Raw genomic sequence first — 21,630 nt, 5'->3', positions numbered from 1 at the left:
CTCCAGTGTGACGGTTGGGTCCGACAACAACTGGCCCGAGTGCTTCTACCCCGCTTCCAGCCCGTGCATTCGGACTTCCTTTCCTTTCCAGCGGGATCGTAGCCACCGATCGTGGCTGGCCAGCACGATCGCGCCCGGACCGGTGCCCATGGCGTCCTCGAGTTCATCGCACAAGCTCGGGGACAGGTGATTGGTCGGTTCGTCCAGAAGCAGCAACTCGGGTGGACGGGCCACCAACAGTGCCAACGCCAGCCGGCGACGCTGACCGACGGACAACTCGCCAACCAACTTGTCCTGATCCCAAACCGCCAACAGGCCAAGGGAATCCAACGGAACCTTCTCGGCAATCTCCGCGCCGAGGGTCAGATCATAGATTTCCCGCGCAGTTCGGTCAGCCCGATCGAACGCGGTGTCCTGCGCCAAAAGGCCGATCGTCAGGTCGGGTTTTCGTGCCAGCGTGCCGGTGTGGTCCAGCGCACCGGCGAGTACTGCAAGCAAGGTGGATTTCCCGGCACCGTTCGCTCCGATGACCAGTAGTCGGTCGGTGGATGAGATATCGAGACTGTTCATTGTCATTCGGCCAGGAACTCGAACCTGCCGCAATGACAGAAGGAGCTCGTCTGCCGACTGTGTCGTGAACATGCCCGGACTGAACCGAAGAGGCTGCGGGGGTTGCTCAATCTGGTCTCGTTCCAGCTTGTCGAGCCGGCGGGTGGCACTGCGAACCCGGCGTGCGATCTGGTTCTGTACTCGACCCCCGGCGTGACCGTATCCCATTTTTTCGTTGTCGCGCTTCACATGATTCGGCGCAACCTCGTATGCACTGACACCGGCCGCGTAGCGCAACGCGTCCAAATCCTCCTGCTCTTGATCGAATCGCCGTTGCCAGCGTTCCCGTTCGGCGCGTTTCTGCAACAGATACGCGGTGTAGTTACCGCCGTAGCGGGTGGGACCGTCCAGAGCGGGGTCGAGGTCGATCAGATCCGTGCAGACGGCGTCGAGGAACGCGCGGTCGTGAGTGGCCACGACGACAACCCCGGACAGGCCGCAAAGATGCTCGGCCAGAAACGATGCCGCCTCGTCGTCGAGATGGTTCGTCGGCTCGTCGAGCAACAGCGCGGATGGTCGGCGAATCATCAGAGCCGCCAAGGCCAGCCGGCTGCGTTGACCACCTGACAACGACGAGAGGAGGCGTTCATGCTGAAGGTGTCCGAGACCTACCCCGCCAAGAATCATCGCGGCCCGCCGGTCCGCATCCCAGACCTCGTGTCGCTGCGCGCGTGCAAGACATTCCGTGTAGGCGTCGAGGACGTTGTGATCCTCGGGCGCATGACTGAGTTCCTGTGCAGCTCTGTCGAGTTCGGCAATGATCTCGCGCGCGTCCCGGAGGGCTGTATCGAGTACGTCGGCGATCGTCGTCTTGTTGTCGTACACCATTTCCTGCTGCAGGAACGCGAGATCAGACGGTCGCTCCACGCTGCCCGCATCGGGCTCGTCCGTACCCGCGAGCACCCGCAACAGAGTCGACTTCCCGGCGCCGTTCTCGCCGATGAGACCAATCCGATCACCAGGTGCCGCGGTGAGTGAGACGCCGTCGAGTACCCGCCGCGTTCCCAGCGTGCGGACGAGATCTTGTGCAATCAACGCTGTTTCAGGCATGTTCATCACCAAGAGTGACATTGGCCGGTGCGGCGACTTCGCGTAAACGTCCCTCCGACAGACGTAACCAGCGTTCGACCTTCACCTCGGACAAGAACCGTTCGTCGTGGCTGACGACCACGAAGGCACCCTGATAGGCATTGAGCGCACTCTCCAACTGCCCGACACTGACAAGGTCGAGGTTGTTGGTCGGTTCGTCGAGTAGTAGTAATTGAGGTGCCGGCTCGGCGAACAGCACGCACGCGAGGGTCGCTCGCAACCGCTCACCACCGGAGAGGACCCCGACTGGAAGGTGAACGCGAGATCCACGAAAGAGAAAGCGTGCCAGCAGATTCATCCGCTGCGGTGCCGGCATGTCCGGGGCAAAAGCAGCGAGGTTCTCCGCGACGGTGAGGTTCACATCGAGTAGGTCGAGTCGCTGTGACACATACGCAACGCGGCCCTGCGCCTGTGCGATCTTGCCGCCAGTCGGGGGCAGTTCGCCGTTGATGATCCGCAGCAGCGTGGATTTGCCCGCGCCGTTCGGACCGGTCACCGCAATTCGCTCAGGTCCGCGGATCGCCAGATCTGCCCCGCCGTCGGCGAAGACCTCCCGATTACCGAAACGGAATTGCATCCGTTCGCCCAGGAACACTGTCCGGCCCGCAGGAACATCGGTGCCGGGCAGTTCAAACGTGATTCGTTGTTCGTCGCGCAACGCTCGCCCCGCGGTATCGAGTCGGGCCTTGGCCGAATCGACGCGGGCGTTATGCGTCTCGTTTGCCTTGCCGGCAGACTCCTGGGCATTGCGTTTCATCGTCCCGGCGAAGATCTTCGGTAGCCCGGCGTTTCCGAGGTTGCGTGCTGCGTTGCTTGCGCGACGAGCAGCGCGTTCGCGGGCCTGCTGCAACTCCCGTTTCTCCCGCTTGACGTCCTGCTCGGCATTGCGAATGTTCTTTTCGGCAACTTCCCGTGCAGCGTTCACGGCGCCTTCGTATTCGGTGAAATTTCCACCGTAGAAACGAATTTCACCATTGTCGAGTTCGGCGATGCGGTCCATTCGGTCCAGTAGGACACGATCGTGGCTGACCAGTAGCAGGCAACCGTTCCAATCGTCGAGGACGCCGTAGAGTTTGTGCCGCGCATCGAGATCGAGGTTATTCGTCGGTTCGTCGAGCAACAGAACGTCCGGGCGACGCAGCAGTTGCGCAGCGAGACCGAGCGAGACGACCTGGCCCCCGCTGAGCGTGTGAAGTCGGCGGGTGAACGACAGGTCTCCCAAGCCGAGACGGTCCAGTTGGGCGCCGGTACGTTCCTCGATGTCCCAGTCGGAACCAATCGTGGTGAAGTGCTCTTCGGCGGCATCCCCCGACTCGACAGCGTCCAACGCCGCGAGGATCGGTGCGATCCCCAAAACCTCGGCAACGGTGAGGTCGCCGGTCAGCGGCAAGCTCTGCGGAAGGTACCCGAGCAGCCCGTCGACGGACACGCTGCCACCGCCTAACGGCAGTTCGCCCGCTATCAGTCGGAGAAGGGTGCTCTTTCCGGCGCCATTCGGTGCTACCAGCCCGGTCCGGCCGGCGGGCACACTGAAGGACAGTTTCTCGAAAACCGGTGTGTCGTCAGGCCAGGCAAACGACAGGTGTGAACAGACAATGTATGAATCGGACATGATGAGACCTCGAGTGGCGCGCGGGCGCGTCAAAGCTGCTCCGCGAAAGAAATGATGTGGTGAACGACAACATGGCCACTGCGGCAGCGCTCCGAAAGCGCTTACCGGTGGCCGTCAGTGCCGGGTTTTACCCGGAGATGTCGAGTTCACCAACCATTTTTCGATCTTTCTCGTTCCGATTATTCGGAACCGACCATAACACCCGAAACTGTTGCCTCGTCGATCACACAGCGCTCAATGCGCCATGCTCGATTGATTTCGCGCGGCATCTCGCGCAATACGTCAGAAACTGTTGGGCGCGACGTCGACGCTGCTACCCGGAAGGTTACGTTCTCGATCGTATCGAGTACGAGCAGGTGGCAGGGTATGCCAATTTCCGGCTCTCCGGTAGGAGGCTCAAAGTCGAGGGATTCGACGTCGAAACCTGTTGAGATTCTTTGTCATTGTGCTGTCATCGGCAATATCGAATTACGACGCATGGAGCCGGCGCTGTCCATGTGTCGCGTGCCGAGCGTGCGGTGATCTTTTGCCTTCTCTCGCGCCGCCGGTGCATTGAGGTGTCCGATGGGGCGCCACTGCCCGGTGGGGTGTTAGCAGGGTGTCGCGGGCTGGAACCTTGCAGCGCTCCATCAGGGGTAGCGCGGATACTCTGGTGTGCCGACCGTTAGTGGCGAGATTCTGCGGGTTCTGCACCGATGCTGGTTCCGCGTGCAGAGTGCATTTCGGCAAGCTTTGTCAATGTCTGCGGTGGCGTGTGTCGTCTTGGCGCTGCAGTTCTCCGCTCATCACGACGTCAGTCGTTCACCGCGTGTGTCCCACACAGTCTCAGGAGCCGAATCGTCGGAGGCGGGTCCATTTGCATGGAATCCGACATCTGCATCTTTCCCTCCTCGGTGGCTGCGGCGTAAAGGCCTGCCAGAGCCTCGGTAATGTCTTCGGCCTCAATGTCATATACCGCAACGTACGGGCCGTCGTCCTGCACCGGAGCGAAGCGCCGAGCTCCGGTGAATCCGGGTATTGCGCAGACTTCGCGCAGATGTAGGCCGTACCACTCGTTGTACTCGGCTTCTCGCTCGGGCGAGCTCGGACGGGAGGTGACGTAAAGGATTCCTTGTTCCATGCGGCTGAAAGGTAGATGAAGGTTTCTTCGAAATCAATGATGGGTAAACAGTTTTCAGGGGCCTGCCGGGAAAAAGGTGTAAATGGTGCGCCTCGCCGTTGGCGGGACGCTGTCTATGACTCCGCAATTCGTGGGACAAGTTCTTGCCTGCGGCGATCCTCGATACCAGAGGATTTCTTGACGAGTCACCAGGCGCCCTTGCCAAATGCTTGGACGTTTGACATCCTCGGTCTGGACCTCGCTCAGCTGTGAACTCTTACACCCGAGTGTTCGATGCCCAAAAGACGTCGGCCAAATACATAGTCACGCAAAGGTTATCGAGAGCGGCTCGCATCCGCCGGTGCGCGATGTCGCCAGGGTGCAGCTCCAGCCGATCGTGCGGGTCTCACATTACCGATGGCATCTCGTCATCTCGCAGCAGTCGGACTCTTCGGGCGAACTCTCGCCGGCTCCGGCGAACGAAGGAGTTCCACATGAGTATTGATGACCCCGTATCCACCACCACGTCTGGCGCCCTCGGGACGTCCCCGGGTGGCCGGAAACTCCTCCGACTCGAGGTTCGCAACGCCCGGACCCCGATAGAGAGGAAGCCGCCGTGGATGAAGGTCAAGGTTCGTACGGGGCCGGAGTATCGTGCGCTCACTGCGCTCGTCGAGCGCGAAAACTTGCACACCGTGTGTCAGGAAGCCGGTTGCCCCAACATTTTCGAGTGCTGGGAGGACCGTGAGGCAACCTTCCTGATCGGTGGGGACCAGTGCACGCGGCGCTGCGATTTCTGCCAGATCGATACTGGCAAGCCGATTGAGCTGGACCGCGACGAGCCGCGACGTGTTGCCGAATCGGTTCGCTCGATGGGCCTTCGCTATGCGACAGTGACCGGTGTTGCCCGCGACGACCTCCCGGACGGCGGTTCCTGGCTCTATGCCGAAACCGTGCGTCAGATCCACCAGTTGTGTCCGGGTGCCGGTGTCGAACTGCTTATCCCGGACTTCAACGCGGATCCTGCCCAGCTGCAAGAAGTATTCGATACTCGGCCAGAAGTGTTGGCACATAATGTCGAAACCGTGCCCCGAGTGTTTCGGAGGGTCCGACCGGCCTTCACTTATGAACGGTCACTCGAGGTGATCACCAGGGCCCGCGAGAATGGACTGATCACGAAGTCGAATCTCATCCTCGGGCTGGGCGAAAACACGGACGAAGCGATCCAGGCTTTGCGCGACTTGCAGGAGGCGGGTTGTCAGCTGATCACGATCACCCAGTACCTGCGACCGTCCTCGAGGCACCATCCGGTAGAACGGTGGGCCGAGCCCGAGGAGTTCACCCACCTCGAGCAGATCGCGCGCGAGATCGGCTTCCTGGGCGTCATGTCCGGTCCGTTGGTCCGGTCTTCCTACCGCGCCGGCCGTATGCACGCCGAAGCGGTCGCCGCTATCTCATCCCGTTAGATCCACCCCACTTGATTCCACGTTCCGCCCGTACAAGGAGATCCCCATGTCCTCACCTTCCGCAGATGTCGTCGAACTCGGTGGCGTTTCCGGCGGGTCCGCCGGCACAATCCGGTCCGCGGAACTCATCCAATTCGCAACGTTGTGGGCGCCCTACGGTGGCGGAAGTGACGAAGACATTTTCGTAACATTCGGCGTGTCTTCGAAGGTCTACTTCGCACGGCTCGCGAAACTTCTCGCCACTCACGCCAGTTTGGTTCCGGACGAGTCGACGCGGGCCGAAATGCTCGCGGTCTGCGATCGCCGATCGGGCGGAGAAGCGCGCCAGACGCGCTCACACCGGGGTGGCGCCGCGCGCTCTGCGCAAATACACGAAAAGTTCAGTACAAATTGAGCCAGTCGGGTTTTCTGCCGCGCTTATGCGGCCGCAGCTCGGCGTGAGGGTGGCGCAGTGGGGTGCTCGCATTGGGCACGGTTGGCTAGCCCTAGATCTGGGTGTAGCCGGTGGTCGTCGTGCCAGTCCCACCCTTCCGGCGTGGTCATCGCAATACCTTGTGATACCCGCTCGGCTGGCTTACACCATTTTTCTGATACTTCCTTGATCGGCTTACACCATTTATCTGATACGTCCTCGATCCGCTTACACCTTTTTTGCAAAACTCTCCGTTACTGCGTAGATGATGGACGGCACCCCTTGACACGGCCTTTCGATTCCTGAATGTTTGTGAAATGCCTATTGGCTCCTGGATGCTTGTGAAACGTAAGCTTTCATGAACATGGGGTGTGGTGCGTTCCTGTTTCTGGTTGCTCTTTGTACGGGTTTTCGATGCTTTTGATTTGTTGGCTTGTTATCAGAAGGAGTCTTATGGTCAGAAGCGATGTCATAGTGGGGCTGCAAACCTATTATGATGCCGTGATTGTGAGCTTCGGAGCGGCGTCGACGATTAGATGAAGCAAAGAAGAATCTAGAAGCAGTGCTTACCAGGTGGGTTGGAAATAACTGGAAGGATATGTTTTGACTACTCAGATCGAGCAAAAAAATTTGGCCGGGGATGGCGAATTGCCGCTACCCCAGTTGGAGGTCAATCCGTGTCTCCCGGATCTCGATGTGGACACGTCCGGGGTGCCGTTCCGTATGGCGGATGGGGTGCATATTCCTGCTGAACGCTATTACGACCAAGAATTTGCCAATCTAGAGAACAGTAAGCTGTGGATGCACACTTGGCAGTGGGCTGCCCGGGTGGAGGACGTCCAGTTTCCTGGCGACTACGTTGAGTACAAAGTCGCCGAAGAGTCCGTGATGGTTGTGCGGGTCGATGAGGAGACCATCAAGGTTTTCCATAACGTCTGCCCGCATCGGGCCACGCAACTCGCACTCGATTGCGGCTCATTCAGCGGCAAGCAGATTGTGTGCCCATTCCATGGGTGGCGATGGAACCTCGACGGGACCCAGTCGTACCTTTATGCCCGAAATGGTTTTATCGCAGAGTCAATTGATCCATCGAAGATCAATCTGAAAGAGGTTCGTTCCGAGATTCGATATGGTTTTGTCTGGATCAATTTCGACAATGATGCGCCTTCGTTCGATGAGTTCATCGGTCCGATGGATAGGCATCTCGAGCCGATGTGGATGGACCGCATGCGGGTCCGGTGGTGGAAGTACTTGGATCTTCCAGCGAATTGGAAGGTGGCTACCGAGGCATTTATCGAGGCATACCACGTCATGCAAGCTCATCCGGAGCTTGCATTCGGAGCAACAGGCGACGATTATGACGCGGACTTCCTGGAGTTCCACCCCAAGGGCAATGGGCATTTCAATGTTGGTGCCAGGATGAAGACCGATGAAGTGACAGGCGCTCCGATGGCGCCGATGCCCGTCACACACCTGCCGTTCGGTGAGTTTTTCCTCGAACAGAATCGGATTATGTTCGAAGGCACCGCCGGCGCGTACCTCACCGAACGCGAGGAGTTCATCGGCGATCGGGTACGCCACCAAGGGCTGCCGGACGAGGAGATGGTCCCGGCCTTCTTCGCAGAATATTTCGCGTATGCGCAGGATGCCGGAATTCCGCTGCCTCCTCCCGATCCCGAGGCGTCGTCCTATGGCTACGTCTTCCCGAACATGGTGTTCCTCGGACTGACCGGCAACCTCCTGCTGTACCGGATGCGACCGATCGGGTCCGATCCGAATGTCTGCCGCTTCGAGGTGTTTGCGATGCAGATTCCGGTCGAGGCCGACGGGGAGCAGGCTCCCGCACAGCCGGAAGGCCCGCTCGCCGTGAAGGATCTGCCGTTCGTTCTGCGTCAGGACACCGAGAATATCCAGCGCCAGCAGGCCGGGTACCGGAGCAGTGCGTTCGCCGAGGCCACCATGTCTCCTCGGTTCGAGAAGATGATCTACGGAATGCATAACGAAATCGACCGCTACCTGGCACGATGAGCGATCGCACGGCGGGGAGTACCCCGACTGCCGAATCTCGACCGGACGAGCCCATCGCCGGCCGGATGACCGTGCAACCTGCCGGTCATGTCATCGAGGTGCGGGCGGGCGAGTCCCTGATGCAGGCCGCTTGGCGCGAGGGATACCACTGGCCGACGCTCTGCTTCGGGGTGGGACAGTGCACGGCCTGCAAGTGCGAACTCGTCGAGGGACTCGACCTGGTTTCTCCCCACACCGAGCCCGAGGCCGAGATGACCAGGGACCTTGCAGGGCGGAGACGAAGAATTGATCCCCGCCGTGTCAGGCTCGCGTGTCAGGTGAAGGTTCGCGGCGATGTCGTGGTTAGAAAGCCCGGGGTCCGCAGGGTCGAGCAGGAAAAACTACTTCCAGAAGATCCAAACTAGAGCCCGTATTCGTGATCGAGCGGATAGCCGCTCGGCAGCCCAATGGAGTGCATCAATGACAAGTTCAATCGCCGAAGAAGTCGAACCGGTGGTCGACGCGGACATCCTTGTTCGCATATTCACGACCGCCACGAAGGCAAAGCTCTACGACGACCAGTATCGCGCAATGATGAATGCGGGAAGAGTCGGCGGGATGTATTACTCCGCGCGCGGGCAGGAAATCATTCCGGCGGCGATCAATGCCGTGCTGGCGCCGGATGACTATGTGGTGACCATGTACCGCGGCGTGCATGATCAAGTTTCGAAGGGTGTTCCCCTACGGACTCTGACCGCAGAACTCTTCGGGCGTGCGAGTGGTAGCTGCAAAGGAAAAGGCGGCCCGATGCACATCACGGACGTCAAGTCCGGCCTGATCGTGACGACCGGTGTCGTCGGGTCCGGGATACCGATCGCTGTCGGAGTTGGGCTGTCGGCTCAGATGCGTCGGAGTGGTCAAGTCGCGGTGGTGAACTTCGGGGACGGTGCTGCGAATATCGGCGCGTTCCACGAGGCGCTGAATCTGGCGTCGCTGTGGAAGCTTCCGGTTGTTTTCGTCTGCCAGAACAATCGTTACGCGGAATACACGCCGTACGATCAAGGAACGTCGGTCGATCAGATCGCGAAGCGCGGTGCGGCCTACTCGATGCGTTCCATGCATGTCGATGGAAACGATCCCGAAGCGATGTACAGAGCCGCCCGGATCGCAATCGACGCGGCACGCGCAGGTGACGGCCCATCGCTGATCGAGGCGGTTACCTATCGATTCGAGGGCCATATGATGGGTGACACGAAAGAGTACCAGCCTGCGGAAGAGTTGAAGGCTGCTATCGACGCGGACCCGGTGCCGCGATTGCGCGACCGGATCATCACGTCCGGGTATCGCACCGAAGCCGAGGTGGCCGCGATCGAGGGTGAATTGCAGAAGGAAATCGACGACGCATTCGAATACGCGATGGCAGCTCCGCTGCCTGATATTGCAGATCTGACCACCGACGTGTACGGGATGGAAACTCGATGACAGTACAAAGTAAGCCCAGCGATGGCGCGGTGGCCGGGCGTGAAATGAAGATGATCGAGGCCATCTCCGAGGCTATCGATATAGCGATGGATATCGACGATTCGGTATTCGAACTCGGTGAGGACATCCAGGACCCGAAGGGCGGTGGGTTCGGTATCCACAAGGGCCTGTCCACCAAGTACGGCCTCGAGCGCGTGCGTCCGACACCCATCTCCGAACAGGCGATCATGGGTGCGGCGATCGGCGCAGCGATCACCGGAATGCGGCCCATTCCGGAGATCATGCTCATGAACTTCATGGCAGTGTGCGCGGACCAGCTGCTCAATCATGCGGCCAAACTGCGATACATGTCGGGCGGGCAGACCAATGTTCCGCTGACCGTTCGCACCATGACCGGCGCCGGCGGCGGCTTCGGTGCGCAGCATTCGGACATGCTCGAAGGCCCCCTCGTCCACACCCCGGGATTGAAAGTCGTGATTCCGTCGACGGCGGCCGACGCAAAGGGCCTACTTTTGTCGTCGATTTTCGATGACGACCCGGTGGTGTTCATCGAGATGTACCCGTTGTACTTTTCCGCCTCGGACTTCGTGCCCGCCGGCGACTACCGGGTGCCGCTCGGCAAGGCCAGGACCGCGCGGCCAGGGTCCGACGTCACCCTCATCAGCTGGGGCCGACAGGTCCACGACTGCCTGGCAGTTGCGCACGACCTCAGCGCCGCGGGTATCGAGGCGGAGGTGCTCGATCTGCGTACGCTCGTTCCCCTCGACCTTGATGCGATTCTCGAATCGGTAGGTAGGACTCGCCGCGCCGTCATCGTGCACGAAGCGGTCCGCCGCAACGGGTTCGGGGCGGAGCTTGCGGCAACGATCAGCGAAGAGCTCTTCGGCGACCTGCATGGCCCGGTGCGTCGGGTGGCGTCAGCCGACACGCCGGTCCCATATGCATCGGTGTTAGAGCAGGCGTACATGCCGAGTCGCTCTGCAATCGAACAGGCAGTCCTGGGATTTTTTCGCTGAGCTGAACGTAGTACTGACGGCACGTTAGTGCGCGCCTCGACGATTTCTGAAGGAGAGACAAGAACGATGGAACTGAGCATTCCCAAGTTGGGGGTCACGATGGTTGAGGGCACGCTATCCGAATGGCTTGTGGCAGACGGGGCGACAGTCAGTGCGGGCGAGGGCATCTACCTCCTCGAAACAGACAAGATCGAGACCGAGATCGAGGCACCTGTCGACGGTGTCTTGAAGATCAAGGCAGAGGCAGACGAAACATATGCAGTCGGCACTGTGGTTGGAGAGCTGACCTAGCGGCCCTGTGTGGCGGTGAATGCGACACTGGAACATTCACCGCCACAACGGATGTGGTCGCAGCGTCGCATCACGCCAGCCGGCGCAGTGGCGGCGTTAGTCGGCTGTGTGAGCTCGCATCGATTGGTCATCTGGCTGCGCGCCGTGAAAGGTACTGCGCCAGAACGACTGTGCTATCGAATGTAGGGAGATTGTGAATGGACAAGGTTGTCGGCACTTTCGCCGAAGCGCTCGACGGAATAGACGATGGAGCCAAGTTATCGGTGGGCGGCTTCGGCCTGTGCGGCATTCCGAGTCTGCTGATCGCAGGTCTCTTGGAAAAGGGCGTCCGCGATCTTGTGACCGTGTCGAATAACTGCGGGGTCGACGACTGGGGGCTCGGGTTGCTGCTTCGCGAGCGGCGGATCAAGCGAATGGTGTCCTCCTACGTCGGTGAAAACAAGGAGTTCGAGCGGCAGTTCTTGGGCGGTGAACTCGAGGTGGAGCTTGTCCCACAGGGGACATTGGCTGAGAAGTTGCGCGCCGGCGGTGCCGGGATTCCTGCGTTCTATACCGCGACCGGCGTGGGCAGCCAGGTCGCTGAAGGGGGTTTGCCCTGGTTGTTCGGCCCGGACGGTGAGGTGCTCGAGCAGAGCCCGCCGAAGGGGACGGAGCAATTCGACTTCAACGGTCAGCGACGCACTTTCGTGCTCGAAGAGGCAATTACGTGCGACTTCGGACTGGTGCGGGCGTGGAAGGGCGATCGGCACGGGAACCTGGTATTCCATAGGTCGGCCCGAAACTTTAATCCGCTGGCGGCCATGGCCGCCAGGATCTCGATTGCCGAGGTCGAAGAACTCGTTGAGCCTGGCGAGCTCGACCCCGACGAGATTCACCTACCCGGCATCTACGTGCATCGCGTGCTCGCGATGACTCCGGCACAAGCAGCTGACAAGCGGATTGAAAAACTGGTTACTCGCAATCGAGTAACGAGTGGTTCGGTAGAAGTTGAATCATCTAGTCGCAGTGATGAATACGGTCAACTACGCATTGGTCTGAGTCGTGATCAGATGGCCGCCCGAGCTGCGCAGGAACTGTCGGATGGCAACTATGTCAACCTCGGCATCGGATTGCCGACTTTGGTTCCAGCCCATGTTCCCGATGACGTCGAGATTGTGCTGCAATCAGAGAACGGAGTGCTTGGCACCGGACCAGCACCGTACGTCGGCGATACAGACCCTGACCTGGTCGATGCCGGCAAAGCCACCGTCACACTTCGCCGGGGCGCATCGATCTTCGATTCGGCTGCGAGTTTCGGCATGATCCGAGGCGGAAAAATTGATGCAGCGATTCTCGGGGCAATGCAGGTCTCGACCACCGGTGACATCGCCAACTGGATGATTCCGGGAAAGATGGTCAAGGGTATGGGTGGCGCGATGGATCTGGTGGGCGGAGCCCGGACAGTCATCGTGCTTATGGAGCACATCGCCAGAGACGGCAGTTTCAAGGTTGTCGATTCATGCACATTGCCGATAACCGGCTTGGGTGTGGTCGACCGGATCATCACCGACCTCTGTGTTTTCGATGTCACAGAACATGGGCTCGCCCTCCGAGAGTTGGCGCCGGGCGTCACACTCGACTACCTCCGCGAGCGCACTGGTGCGCCCTTCACGATCTCGCTGCCAGCCTGAACGAATGAAATCTCCAAGAAGTGGAACATTGAGTAGGTCTTGCCCCCACGTCGGCATGTGCCCTCGGAATTTACCGAAATCAGCTTGATAGGAGGCAGTCATCATTAGGCGCTTGCACAACGGCCAAGCTGAAATACCGTCAGTGGCCGGTGTTGCTGAGATTGTCGGTGTCGCCCTGCACGGACGACTGGACTTCTCACGGTGTGAAGTTGCCGACCAGCCCGTTACGGCCCTGCTGCACTTCGTCAGCGAAGCCCAGTGACCGGCTCCGCGGTCACGGCTCGCGCACAACAGGCCACGGTCCCGGCGTGGGCGATTATTGCGTTGATGGCCGTAATAGGGCTGAACTTGCGTGCCTCGCTCGGCTCGATACCGCCGCTGCTCCAAGACATGACGCGTGACCTACACCTGTCCGGCCTCGCCCAAGGGTTACTGACGTCAGTTGCCGTGGCCTTCATGGGGATTGGCGCGCCGATGGGGCAGAAGGTCGCCGCTCGCATCGGAGTGAACAACGCGATGACCGTAATGCTCGGTGTGTTGTCGATCGGTTGTCTAGCCCGCGTTATCCCAGTGGGCCTGCCACTGTTCCTCGTCTCTTGCATGGTGGTCGGGGCTGGAATGGGCGGAGCCTCCGCTTTGGTCCCGAGCCTGATCATGACTCACGTTGCGCGGAGGCGTGGGTTCGCGTTGGGTCTGTATTCGGTCGGTACCTCGGTGGGCGTGGCGCTCGCAGCATGGATTGCCGTGCCCACCGATGAGTGGCTGGGCGGCTGGCGGCAAGCGCTCGCCCTTTGGGGCGCAGTCGCTGCGGTGACTTTGCTGGTCTGGGCAGGCACAGCGCGGAGGCTTCACGCGGTCCGGCCGGCAGGTCCAGTCGTCGATCATCGACTGCCATGGCGCGCACCGACCGCCTGGTGGATCACCTGGTTCACCGCTTCGGCGATGATGATCGGTTTCAGCGGGCTGGCCTGGGTTTCGCCGCTCTACATCCATCTGGGCGGCTCACAGCAGCAGGCGGCCGGCTACTTCGTGATTTTCCAACTCGCAGGGCTCTTGGCGATGCTGGCACTGCCGGTGCTCGCCGATTACACGTCCGACCGGCGACTGCTACTTGCGCTCGTCGTAGCCTTGTCAGCTGCCGGCATGCTGTGCCTTGTCCTCGCGCCACTGGAGCTCGCTGTACCTGCAATGGTCATGTTCGGGTTTGGCGCCGGCGGTAGTTCGACACTGGCGATGGTTGCACTCGTGGACGTGACGCACACGCAGGCGGACGCTGCGCGGCTCGGCGCCATGGTCATGCTCGTCGCCTACCTCGTCGGCGCGACGGGACCGGCGATGCTCGGCGTGTTGAGGCAGTTCACGGGAAGCTTCACCGCCGGATATGCAGTTCTGCTGGGGCTCGCGTTCGTCTCATTGGCGACGGTGCCGGTGTTTCACCCACGGCGAAGCCTCGAGTTCATGTCCTGAGCCAGAAATTCTCGTCCAGAGTAGGCGTTACCGCGCGAATGCCATGCGGCACCGAAACCTGGATACGAATTAGAATTAGACGGACGATTGATCCGGTAGATCTCAGCGCTTGTCAGCTTTGACGATATTGCCTGGTTTCATCGTTTCCGAATTGGTCTGTCTAGAAGTGGGTCCATGCGTGAACCCGATTCGTCAAGAATCGCGTTGTCGCGAGCGGAAAGAACATTTCCCGGAGTAACCTAGAATTCGATTCTGGTATCCGAAGTATTCGCGACTGCAGGGCTGGCGCCGGCGTGAAGATCGGCTCGGTATCCACTTGATGGCATTCTGTCCTTGTGCAGGCTCTTTAGTGGCGGTAAATCGACAGACTTAACCGTGTCTAAACGAAGCTTAATTCGCTGATCGCAAAAGAATTGAATCAGGATATGAAGTCTCGGGAAAATGTCACGCATGTGCCGTACTTCAGTTTTACGTAAAGAAGGAATCACCGAACTGAGTTTCGATAACCCGCGCCGTAAGAATGATCTCAAACCTGATTCGATAGTGCCGATCCTCGGCTGCTTAAGGCGGTGCTGTCCACCGAGCGCTTCTTCCTGCTGGTCATGGTTGAATTCGTCCGGGTTGGATTCGGGCGCGCACTAGACCGCAAGGCCTATGTGGGAGGAAACCACCACGTCGTGATCTCGCGGATGCTCGAAAACTTCGGTAGGTCAGTTCGTGAAAAACCGTAGAGAATTGACCAAGTTGCCTCCCATCTAAAGGTGCGTCGAAATTCTTTTCCGGCCATCATGGGAAGCTTGCAGCATCGACGGAAACGATATCAGTTGCCCCTTGAGTGACTTTATTCAGGTGGTTGTTACAGAACCGTTCAGGGGCCGTTGCAGGGCCGGATAGAGCTCACAATGATCAGTGGCCTGATGGCAGAAGTTACACCATTTTTCTGACACCACCTAAATTCGTTTACACCATTTTTATGACACTCCCTCGATCCACTTACACCATTTTTCTGAAACTTGGGGTTGTCTTTCAGGATGGCGGTCTAGACCCTTGACATGACCGATCAGTTCCTGAATCTTGATGAAACGTCGATTTCATGAGTGCGGAGCTGTGGTGCGGTCCTGTGCCGAGTTGGTCCTTTGTTCAGTTTTCGGCGCTTTTGATTTATTCATCTGTTATCAGAAGGAGTCTCATGGTCAAAAGTAATGTCACTGTGAAGCCGCAAAACGATTACGACGTTGTGATTGTGGGCTTCGGTGTGGCGGGAGCGTCGGCAGCCATCGAGGCCGCCGATTCCGGTGCGAGGGTTCTCGTACTCGATCGCGGTTACGGCGGGGGAGCCGCTGCGCTCTCGGGCGGTGTGATCTACGCAGGCGGCGGAACGCGGTATCAGCAGGCAGCCGGTGTGCAAGACAGCCCGCAGAACATGTTCAACTACCTTCGTCAGGAAGCGAACGGTGTGGTCTCAGATGAGACACTCCGCCATTTCTGCGAGACGAGTCCGGCCATGGTTGATTGGCTGGAACAGCAAGGTGCGCAGTTCCAAGGAACGTTGTCGCCGTACAAGGCGTCCTACACGGCCGACACGCACTACCTGTACTACTCGGGTAACGAAACAGCGTGGCCCTACAATCTCGAGGCAGTACCGGCCGCCCGCGGGCACCGGCAGGTTGCAAAGGGCGTAAAAAGTGGGCACACGCTCACCATGAGCTTGTGCCAGTCTGCCATTGCCAAGGGCGTTGAGTTCAAGCCGTTGAGTCGTGTCAGCGAGCTCATCATCGAAGATGGTGCGGTTGTCGGTGTGGTTTATCGGAGTATGAATCCTGACGACGATGGTGGCGACAGCCACCGGAAGCTGAGCAAGGTCGGCGGAAAACTGGGGAACTGGGTTCCGCCTATCGGGGCCCGACTCAACGCCAAGGCCGAGAAACTCTGGGAGAAGAACGCCGTTGAAGTCAGCGTCCGAGCCAATGCTGTGATCCTGGCTGCCGGCGGATTCGTACTCAATTCCGAGATGATGGCCAAGCACGCCGGTCCCTTCCAAGACCCGGGCCTGCTTCCCTTGGGCACGGTGGGCGACGACGGTACCGGAATCAACCTCGGGATATCAGCCGGTGGTGTAGCCACCAATCTCGATCGGCTGGCGGCCTGGCGGTTCCTGTCACCGCCGAGCGCCTTCCTCGAGGGTGTGACGGTGGGCCCGACGGGTGCACGAATCATCAATGAGGACGTGTATGGCGCGCGTTTGGCCGAGGTCATGATCACCGAGCATCAAGGGCAGGGCTTTCTTATTCTTGATGCCAAGAGCTGGAAGAAGGCTCGCGGGCAGGTCCGCAAGCAGTGTCGGCAAGCCTTCCAATTTCCGCAAACGATGTATTTGTTCACCGCAGGGCACAAGAAGGCAGACACCTTGGATGCTCTTGCCGCCAAGATTGGCGTCCCGCCGGCTGGTCTTGTTCAGACAGTGCGCGCCTATAACGACGGAATCGCAAGTACGAGCGGCGATCCGGGCCACAAGGCGGCCGGGTTATGCACGGCGATCGAACAAGGTCCGTTCAGGGCGGTCAAGATTTCCATCAAGAATTCGTCGCTGTATCCAGCCACGGTATTCACGCTCGGCGGTCTCAGGGTGGACGAGTCCTCGGGCCATGTCCTTAACAGTGCGGACCAGCCCATCTCAGGGATTTATGCCGTCGGCCGGTGTGCAATCGGAATTTGCTCCCACAGCTATGTCAGCGGTCTGTCACTTGCCGATGGTGTTTACTCGGGCCGCCGCGCTGGTGCACACGCGGCGAAAAGCGCGCAACTTCGCCGGATATCGCCTGTACAAGAAGTAACTGGTACCTGACCGATGTCAGTTAACGCACGAACACATACCTGGATTTGTCATTACATCGTTCATGACGCAGGCCTTGGGATAGGTCGAAATGGACACCAACTACTTCGGATTGGAACGCAATGAGTTCTGCATCTACTCCCCGTTATGGAGTCTTCGCTTTGTCCACCGTTCCGCCGTGGCACAGCCACAACGTAGCGGTGAACAAAGCGCTCGAGCAGATCAAACATGCCGACAAGCTCGGCTTCGAAGATGCCTGGGTGGCCGAGCACAACGGTCGCAAGTTCGGAATCACGGCTTCGGCGCAACTGTTGCTGGCCGCGGCTGCGGCCGCCACGACACGGATTCGTGTCGGATCCGCGGTCTCACGGTTGCCGATGCACCACCCGCTGCGCCTGGCTGAGGACTACGCCTACATTGACCAGTTGAGTAGTGGCCGGCTGAACTTCGGCATCGGCAAGGGTTATGATCCGGTCGAGTTCCAGGCCTACAACATAGACCTGACCGAGCGTGAGGAGCGCTACAACGAGGTCCTCGAAATCGTCATGCAGGCATGGCGGACCGGGAAGGTCAATTTCCAGGGCAAGTACCACCAGGTGCCCGGTGTCGGTGAAACGATCGACGAAGTCGAACTTTTCCCGGAGGTGTTCCAAAAGCCTATTCCGCCGACCTATGTCATGGTCAGTTCGACCGAGGAGTCACTCCGGTCGGCCGCACGCCAAGGTTTCGCGTTCGTGCTCGGAGGTGCGACCCGTGACCAGGTGAAGTCGTTGGTCGAGGTCTACCGCGAGGAGGCACGTGCGGCAGGACACTCGTTCGACGCGATCGATGAAAACCTCTCTCGCAGTTCACAGTTCAAAGCAACCCATGTCGCCGATACCGCCGAGCAGGCCAGACGCGAATTCCGCGAGGGCTATATGTGGTTCGTTGGGGAGAAGAAGAACCGTGCCAAGGTTGGCCTCAGCATCGAGGATCTCACTTTCGAGCAATACGTCGAACGCAAGATGCTCATTCTGGGGTCGCCAGATGACGTCGCGGAGGAAGTGGCATCTTTCCACAGCTACACGGGCCTCGGAGGTCTGGTGCTCTGGTTCGACGGCGGCGGGAGCCAGCCGCAGGAGCAGGTTCTCCAGTCGATGACTACGTTCGCCGAGAAAGTGCGCCCGCAACTCTGACTCTGCGCAATCGAACCGGGGTCGCAAATCGGCCCCGGTTCGATCGCGAGATTTTGGGTGGCGGTCCGAGGCCGGCCCCGCGGATGGCTTGAAGCCGTAGAGATTTGACCACTTGTAGATAGATTCCACAGCTCGCGCGTATGGAGGAATTCACACCGATGGCAAAAGTTCAGACCGTGACCGGAGAGATCGACTGCCGGCAACTCGGGCGGGTGCTCATGCACGAGCACGTGTTCGTGATAAACCACGAGTATCAGGTCAACTACCCCGAGACCTGGGACGACGACGAACGCACGGCGGACGCGGTCAATAAGCTTGTCGCGCTGAAAAGCGCCGGTATCGACACGATCGTCGACTTGACTGTGCTGGGTTTGGGTAGGGATATCCGACGGGTGCGGGCCGTAGCAGAGAAGTCGCCGGTGACGATCATCGCCGCGACAGGGTTCTATACCTTTGCCGATCTGCCTACCTACCTTCGTGTGCGGGGGCCTGGCAGGATGTTCGGGGGTGAGGAGCCTCTGGTTGGAATGTTCGTGAAGGACATCACGGAGGGCATCGCGGGAACAGGGATCAGAGCGGGAATCCTCAAGTGCGTGACCGATGCTCCTGGTGTAACTCCCGATATCGAAAGAATCTTGCGCGCCGTCGCCCGTGCACATCTCATCACCGGCGTTCCGATTTCCACGCATACCGATGCATTGGCCGAGCGCGGCCTGGATCAGCAGAAGATCTTCGCGGAAGAAGGAGTAGATCTGGGTGCTGTGGTCATCGGCCACAGTGGGGACACTGACGATCTGGATTACCTGCAGCGCTTGATTGATGCGGGTTCCTACCTCGGTATGGACAGATTCGGCCTCGACGGCATCATGACGTTCGAGAAACGAGTGGCCACCGTCGCAGCATTAGTACGGCGCGGATACGCATCGCGAATGGTGTTGTCCCACGACACTTCATGTCACACCCAGAACGTTCCTGACGACTACCGTGCAAAAAACTGGCCCAACTGGCAGTTCCAACACATCGTGGACGACGTCGTCCCCGCATTGCTGAACGCGGGCGTCGCGCCTCGAGACATCGAGACAATGCTTGTGGATAACCCGCGGGAGATTTTCACCGCCGGGTGATTCGGTGGTAACTAGCGGCTATCGGATGATGAAGCGTCACGGCAGAACGTGGATAGCGCACGCCCGGAAGCTCCCGGGGGCTTGACGTCGGTCTGTGCGCAAAAGTGCAAGTGGCGCTTCTAATCTCATGCTGCGTCGGCTGGTGAAAGCGGCTTGATTTGGACGGGGAGATCTGTGCCGGCGTCGCGAGGAGCGGCCACGCGGCGGAGTTGTCGAAGCGTGAACCGTCAGCCGTGGGACAACATGTCCGAGCTGGATATGTGTCTACAACCTCGCTACCAGGATCGTATGGCCACCAGCGACAACATTTTTCGTGAGTGAGGCAGTCCGGGCATCCGTGTCGTTCTACTCGACGTCACCCAACACCAGTGCGACGAACTCGGCTGCAATAGTCCCCACTCGGCACGGCGGGACCGCTCCTCGTGCGCCGCCACGACGAGTTAGCGCCGTATTTGTGCCCCTTCTGGATGCAGGTAGCTACTTCGAGCCTGGCACCTTGGGTCTGTCCGAGAAATGGGGTAATTGGCAGGTCGTATTTCGGGTTCTTCGGATTGGATCTGCTGTTGGCGAGCTGTGATGGGCATGCGGTCACCGAACGTGATCGCGAACGCGGTTAGCGCCGGTTGCCAGCGCATGGTCCATCGTTGTTGACCAGTTCCCTTAGGGTCCAGTGACCTGGTGACCAGATACAGGAACTTCAGCGCGGCCTGCTCCGTCGGGAAGTGTCCGTGGACGGTGACCGCACGCCGATAACGCGCGTTCAAGCTCTCGATCGCGTTGGTGCTGCACAGCACTGTTCGGATCTCGACGTCGAAATCTAGAAACGGCACGAACTGTTCCCAAGCGTTGCGCCACCGTTGGCCAATCGCTGGGTAGGCCTTGCCCCACTTGTCCTCGAACTTCTCGAACGCCGCCCACGCGGACTCCCGCGACGGGGCCCGGTAGATCGGCTTGAGGTCCTCGGCGATCTCACCCCAGAACTTTTTCGAGGCGTGTTTGAACGTGTTCCGGATCAGATGGATCACACACGTCTGGATTGTTGTTTGGGGGAAGACCGCTCCGACCGAGTCCGGGAGTCCCTTGAGGCTGTCACAGACAATGAAGAACACGTCCTCGATGCAGCGGTTCTTCAGTTCGGTCAGAACCTGCATCCAGAACTGCGCTGATTCCCCAGCTCCGGTACCCGCCCACAGGCCGAGGACGTCTTTGTGTCCGGCCAGGTCGACACCGATCGCAGCATAGAAGGGCTGGTTGGTGACCTGCCCATCGCGGACTTTGACGTAGACCGCATCGATGAACACCGCGGCGTAGACCTTCTCGAGGGGACGGGCGGCCCAGTCGGCCATCTCGATAAGGCCCCGGTCGGTAATCTTGGAGATGGTGTCCTTCGACAGCGACGCACCGTAGATCTCCTCGAAGTGGGCAGAGACCTCTCCGGCGGTCAGTCCCTTGGCGACCAACGACAGCACGATCGTGTCGACCCCGCCTAGGCGTCGTTGGCCTTTCTTGAGGATGGCCGGGTCGAAAGTGCCGTCGCGGTCCCGCGGGACGTCGATTTTGACGGGGCCGACGTTGTCGGTCAGTACCGTCTTGACGCGGGTGCCGTTGCGGGAGTTTCCGCTGTCGCGGCCGGTGGGGTCATGCTTGCTGTAGCCGAGGTGCTCGATCATCTCCTCGTCCAACGCGGTCTCGATCACCGTCTTGGTCAACGCCTTCAGTATCCCGTGCGGTCCGGTCATCGCGACGCCGCGGGCACGAGCGGAGCGGACGAGTTCCTGCGTGATCGCCAGCTCCTCGCCTGTCAGCTCGGCGTTGGTTGGATCGACCCGAACTTTCGGTTCGTCGGTGCTCACCATGCGATCCACCGCTGGACCTTGTTGAGGCACTGGGTAAGTGGCCGTCCTTCAGAAGCGACGCAATCGTCCGTGTTAACCATCTGATGAATGGCGACGTTACTGCGGGAGAGCGTGGAACGAGCTTTTGACTTGGGCATTTGACGCACCCTTCCTGGGCGGTCGCCATGAAGGCAACGCCCGATCAACCATGCCGTGTCAGAAAGACTGTACGACCTGTCTACCAAGAAGACAATGCGTTTTCGCAACTCATCGCAATGCTCGCATGGAGCGGACCTTTCGCCCCGATGCGGTTCGTTCCCATACCAATTGGGCTGACGGGACTCGGACGGAGGCGATGCACCGCGCGCAGTCGCACAACGAAGGATGCGGACGCTCAGGTATCACCGCTGCAAGCTGACGGTCGTCGGTGTCGACTACAAGGA

Annotated in this window: 15 protein-coding genes and 1 pseudogene; 12 read left to right on the top strand and 4 right to left on the bottom strand. The window is 59.6% G+C overall.

The genetic code is table 11. The features are described 5' to 3' along the window. Window positions 1-45: 45 nt before the first annotated feature. The 3 genes from KYT97_RS16465 to KYT97_RS16455 form a co-directional block, all read right to left on the bottom strand. On the bottom strand, window positions 46-1,659 hold the full coding sequence (locus KYT97_RS16465) for an ABC-F family ATP-binding cassette domain-containing protein (protein ID WP_116102784.1): 1,614 nt from the start codon (window positions 1,657-1,659) through the stop codon (window positions 46-48). Further along, window positions 1,652-3,310 carry an ABC-F family ATP-binding cassette domain-containing protein gene (locus KYT97_RS16460; protein WP_219110267.1) on the bottom strand — a complete coding sequence of 553 codons (1,659 nt, stop codon included), beginning with the start codon at window positions 3,308-3,310 and terminating at the stop codon, window positions 1,652-1,654. The genes KYT97_RS16465 and KYT97_RS16460 overlap by 8 nt, the downstream gene beginning before the upstream one ends. A gap of 793 nt (window positions 3,311-4,103) precedes the next feature. Next, window positions 4,104-4,430 carry a putative antibiotic biosynthesis monooxygenase gene (locus KYT97_RS16455; protein WP_219110266.1) on the bottom strand — a complete coding sequence of 109 codons (327 nt, stop codon included), beginning with the start codon at window positions 4,428-4,430 and terminating at the stop codon, window positions 4,104-4,106. Window positions 4,431-4,903: 473 nt separating this feature from the next. Between KYT97_RS16455 and lipA the strand changes: the two genes are divergently transcribed. The 12 genes from lipA to KYT97_RS16395 all read left to right on the top strand — a co-directional run bounded on the left by lipA (window position 4,904) and on the right by KYT97_RS16395 (window position 19,352). Further along, on the top strand, window positions 4,904-5,875 hold the full coding sequence (lipA, locus tag KYT97_RS16450) for a lipoyl synthase (RefSeq protein ID WP_219110265.1): 972 nt from the start codon (window positions 4,904-4,906) through the stop codon (window positions 5,873-5,875). Window positions 5,876-5,921: 46 nt separating this feature from the next. Beyond that, window positions 5,922-6,269, top strand: a complete 348-nt coding sequence (locus KYT97_RS16445) for a hypothetical protein (protein ID WP_095887241.1) — start codon at window positions 5,922-5,924, stop codon at window positions 6,267-6,269. A gap of 621 nt (window positions 6,270-6,890) precedes the next feature. After that, window positions 6,891-8,315: an aromatic ring-hydroxylating oxygenase subunit alpha gene (locus tag KYT97_RS16440; protein WP_219110264.1), complete on the top strand. Its 1,425-nt coding sequence runs from the start codon at window positions 6,891-6,893 to the stop codon at window positions 8,313-8,315. Continuing rightward, on the top strand, window positions 8,312-8,719 hold the full coding sequence (locus KYT97_RS16435) for a 2Fe-2S iron-sulfur cluster-binding protein (RefSeq protein WP_219110263.1): 408 nt from the start codon (window positions 8,312-8,314) through the stop codon (window positions 8,717-8,719). The genes KYT97_RS16440 and KYT97_RS16435 overlap by 4 nt, the downstream gene beginning before the upstream one ends. Window positions 8,720-8,774: 55 nt before the next feature. Further along, window positions 8,775-9,776, top strand: coding sequence for a thiamine pyrophosphate-dependent dehydrogenase E1 component subunit alpha (locus tag KYT97_RS16430; protein ID WP_219110262.1), 1,002 nt, complete (start codon window positions 8,775-8,777; stop codon window positions 9,774-9,776). After that, window positions 9,773-10,792 carry an alpha-ketoacid dehydrogenase subunit beta gene (locus tag KYT97_RS16425; protein ID WP_095887236.1) on the top strand — a complete coding sequence of 340 codons (1,020 nt, stop codon included), beginning with the start codon at window positions 9,773-9,775 and terminating at the stop codon, window positions 10,790-10,792. The genes KYT97_RS16430 and KYT97_RS16425 overlap by 4 nt, the downstream gene beginning before the upstream one ends. Before the next feature lie 66 nt (window positions 10,793-10,858). Continuing rightward, the gene (locus KYT97_RS16420; RefSeq protein ID WP_095887235.1) at window positions 10,859-11,083 is read left to right on the top strand and encodes a lipoyl domain-containing protein; all 225 of its coding nucleotides are present in this window, start codon (window positions 10,859-10,861) and stop codon (window positions 11,081-11,083) included. Between the two features lie 197 nt (window positions 11,084-11,280). Continuing rightward, window positions 11,281-12,753, top strand: coding sequence for a 3-oxoacid CoA-transferase subunit B (locus KYT97_RS16415; protein WP_095887234.1), 1,473 nt, complete (start codon window positions 11,281-11,283; stop codon window positions 12,751-12,753). 258 nt (window positions 12,754-13,011) lie between these two features. Next, window positions 13,012-14,220, top strand: a complete 1,209-nt coding sequence (locus KYT97_RS16410; RefSeq protein ID WP_095887233.1) for an MFS transporter — start codon at window positions 13,012-13,014, stop codon at window positions 14,218-14,220. A gap of 1,093 nt (window positions 14,221-15,313) precedes the next feature. Further along, a complete protein-coding gene (locus tag KYT97_RS16405) occupies window positions 15,314-17,065 on the top strand; it encodes an FAD-binding protein (RefSeq protein WP_280639065.1) in 1,752 nt (583 codons plus the stop codon). A gap of 110 nt (window positions 17,066-17,175) precedes the next feature. Beyond that, entirely contained in the window at window positions 17,176-18,228 is a 1,053-nt protein-coding gene (locus KYT97_RS16400) for an LLM class flavin-dependent oxidoreductase (protein ID WP_095887231.1), read from the top strand. Between the two features lie 158 nt (window positions 18,229-18,386). Beyond that, the gene (locus KYT97_RS16395) at window positions 18,387-19,352 is read left to right on the top strand and encodes a phosphotriesterase family protein (protein WP_095888023.1); all 966 of its coding nucleotides are present in this window, start codon (window positions 18,387-18,389) and stop codon (window positions 19,350-19,352) included. A gap of 578 nt (window positions 19,353-19,930) precedes the next feature. Here the strand turns inward: KYT97_RS16395 and KYT97_RS16390 are convergent. Then, a pseudogene (locus KYT97_RS16390) lies at window positions 19,931-21,208 on the bottom strand (IS256 family transposase); the annotation flags it as partial. Window positions 21,209-21,630 lie beyond the last annotated feature (422 nt).

Origin of the sequence: Rhodococcus globerulus (genome assembly GCF_019334125.1) — a bacterium.
Classification (GTDB): domain Bacteria; phylum Actinomycetota; class Actinomycetes; order Mycobacteriales; family Mycobacteriaceae; genus Rhodococcus_F; species Rhodococcus_F globerula.
Note: the sequence above shows the minus strand (reverse complement) of the source record. Positions and strands in the feature narration are given on the sequence as shown.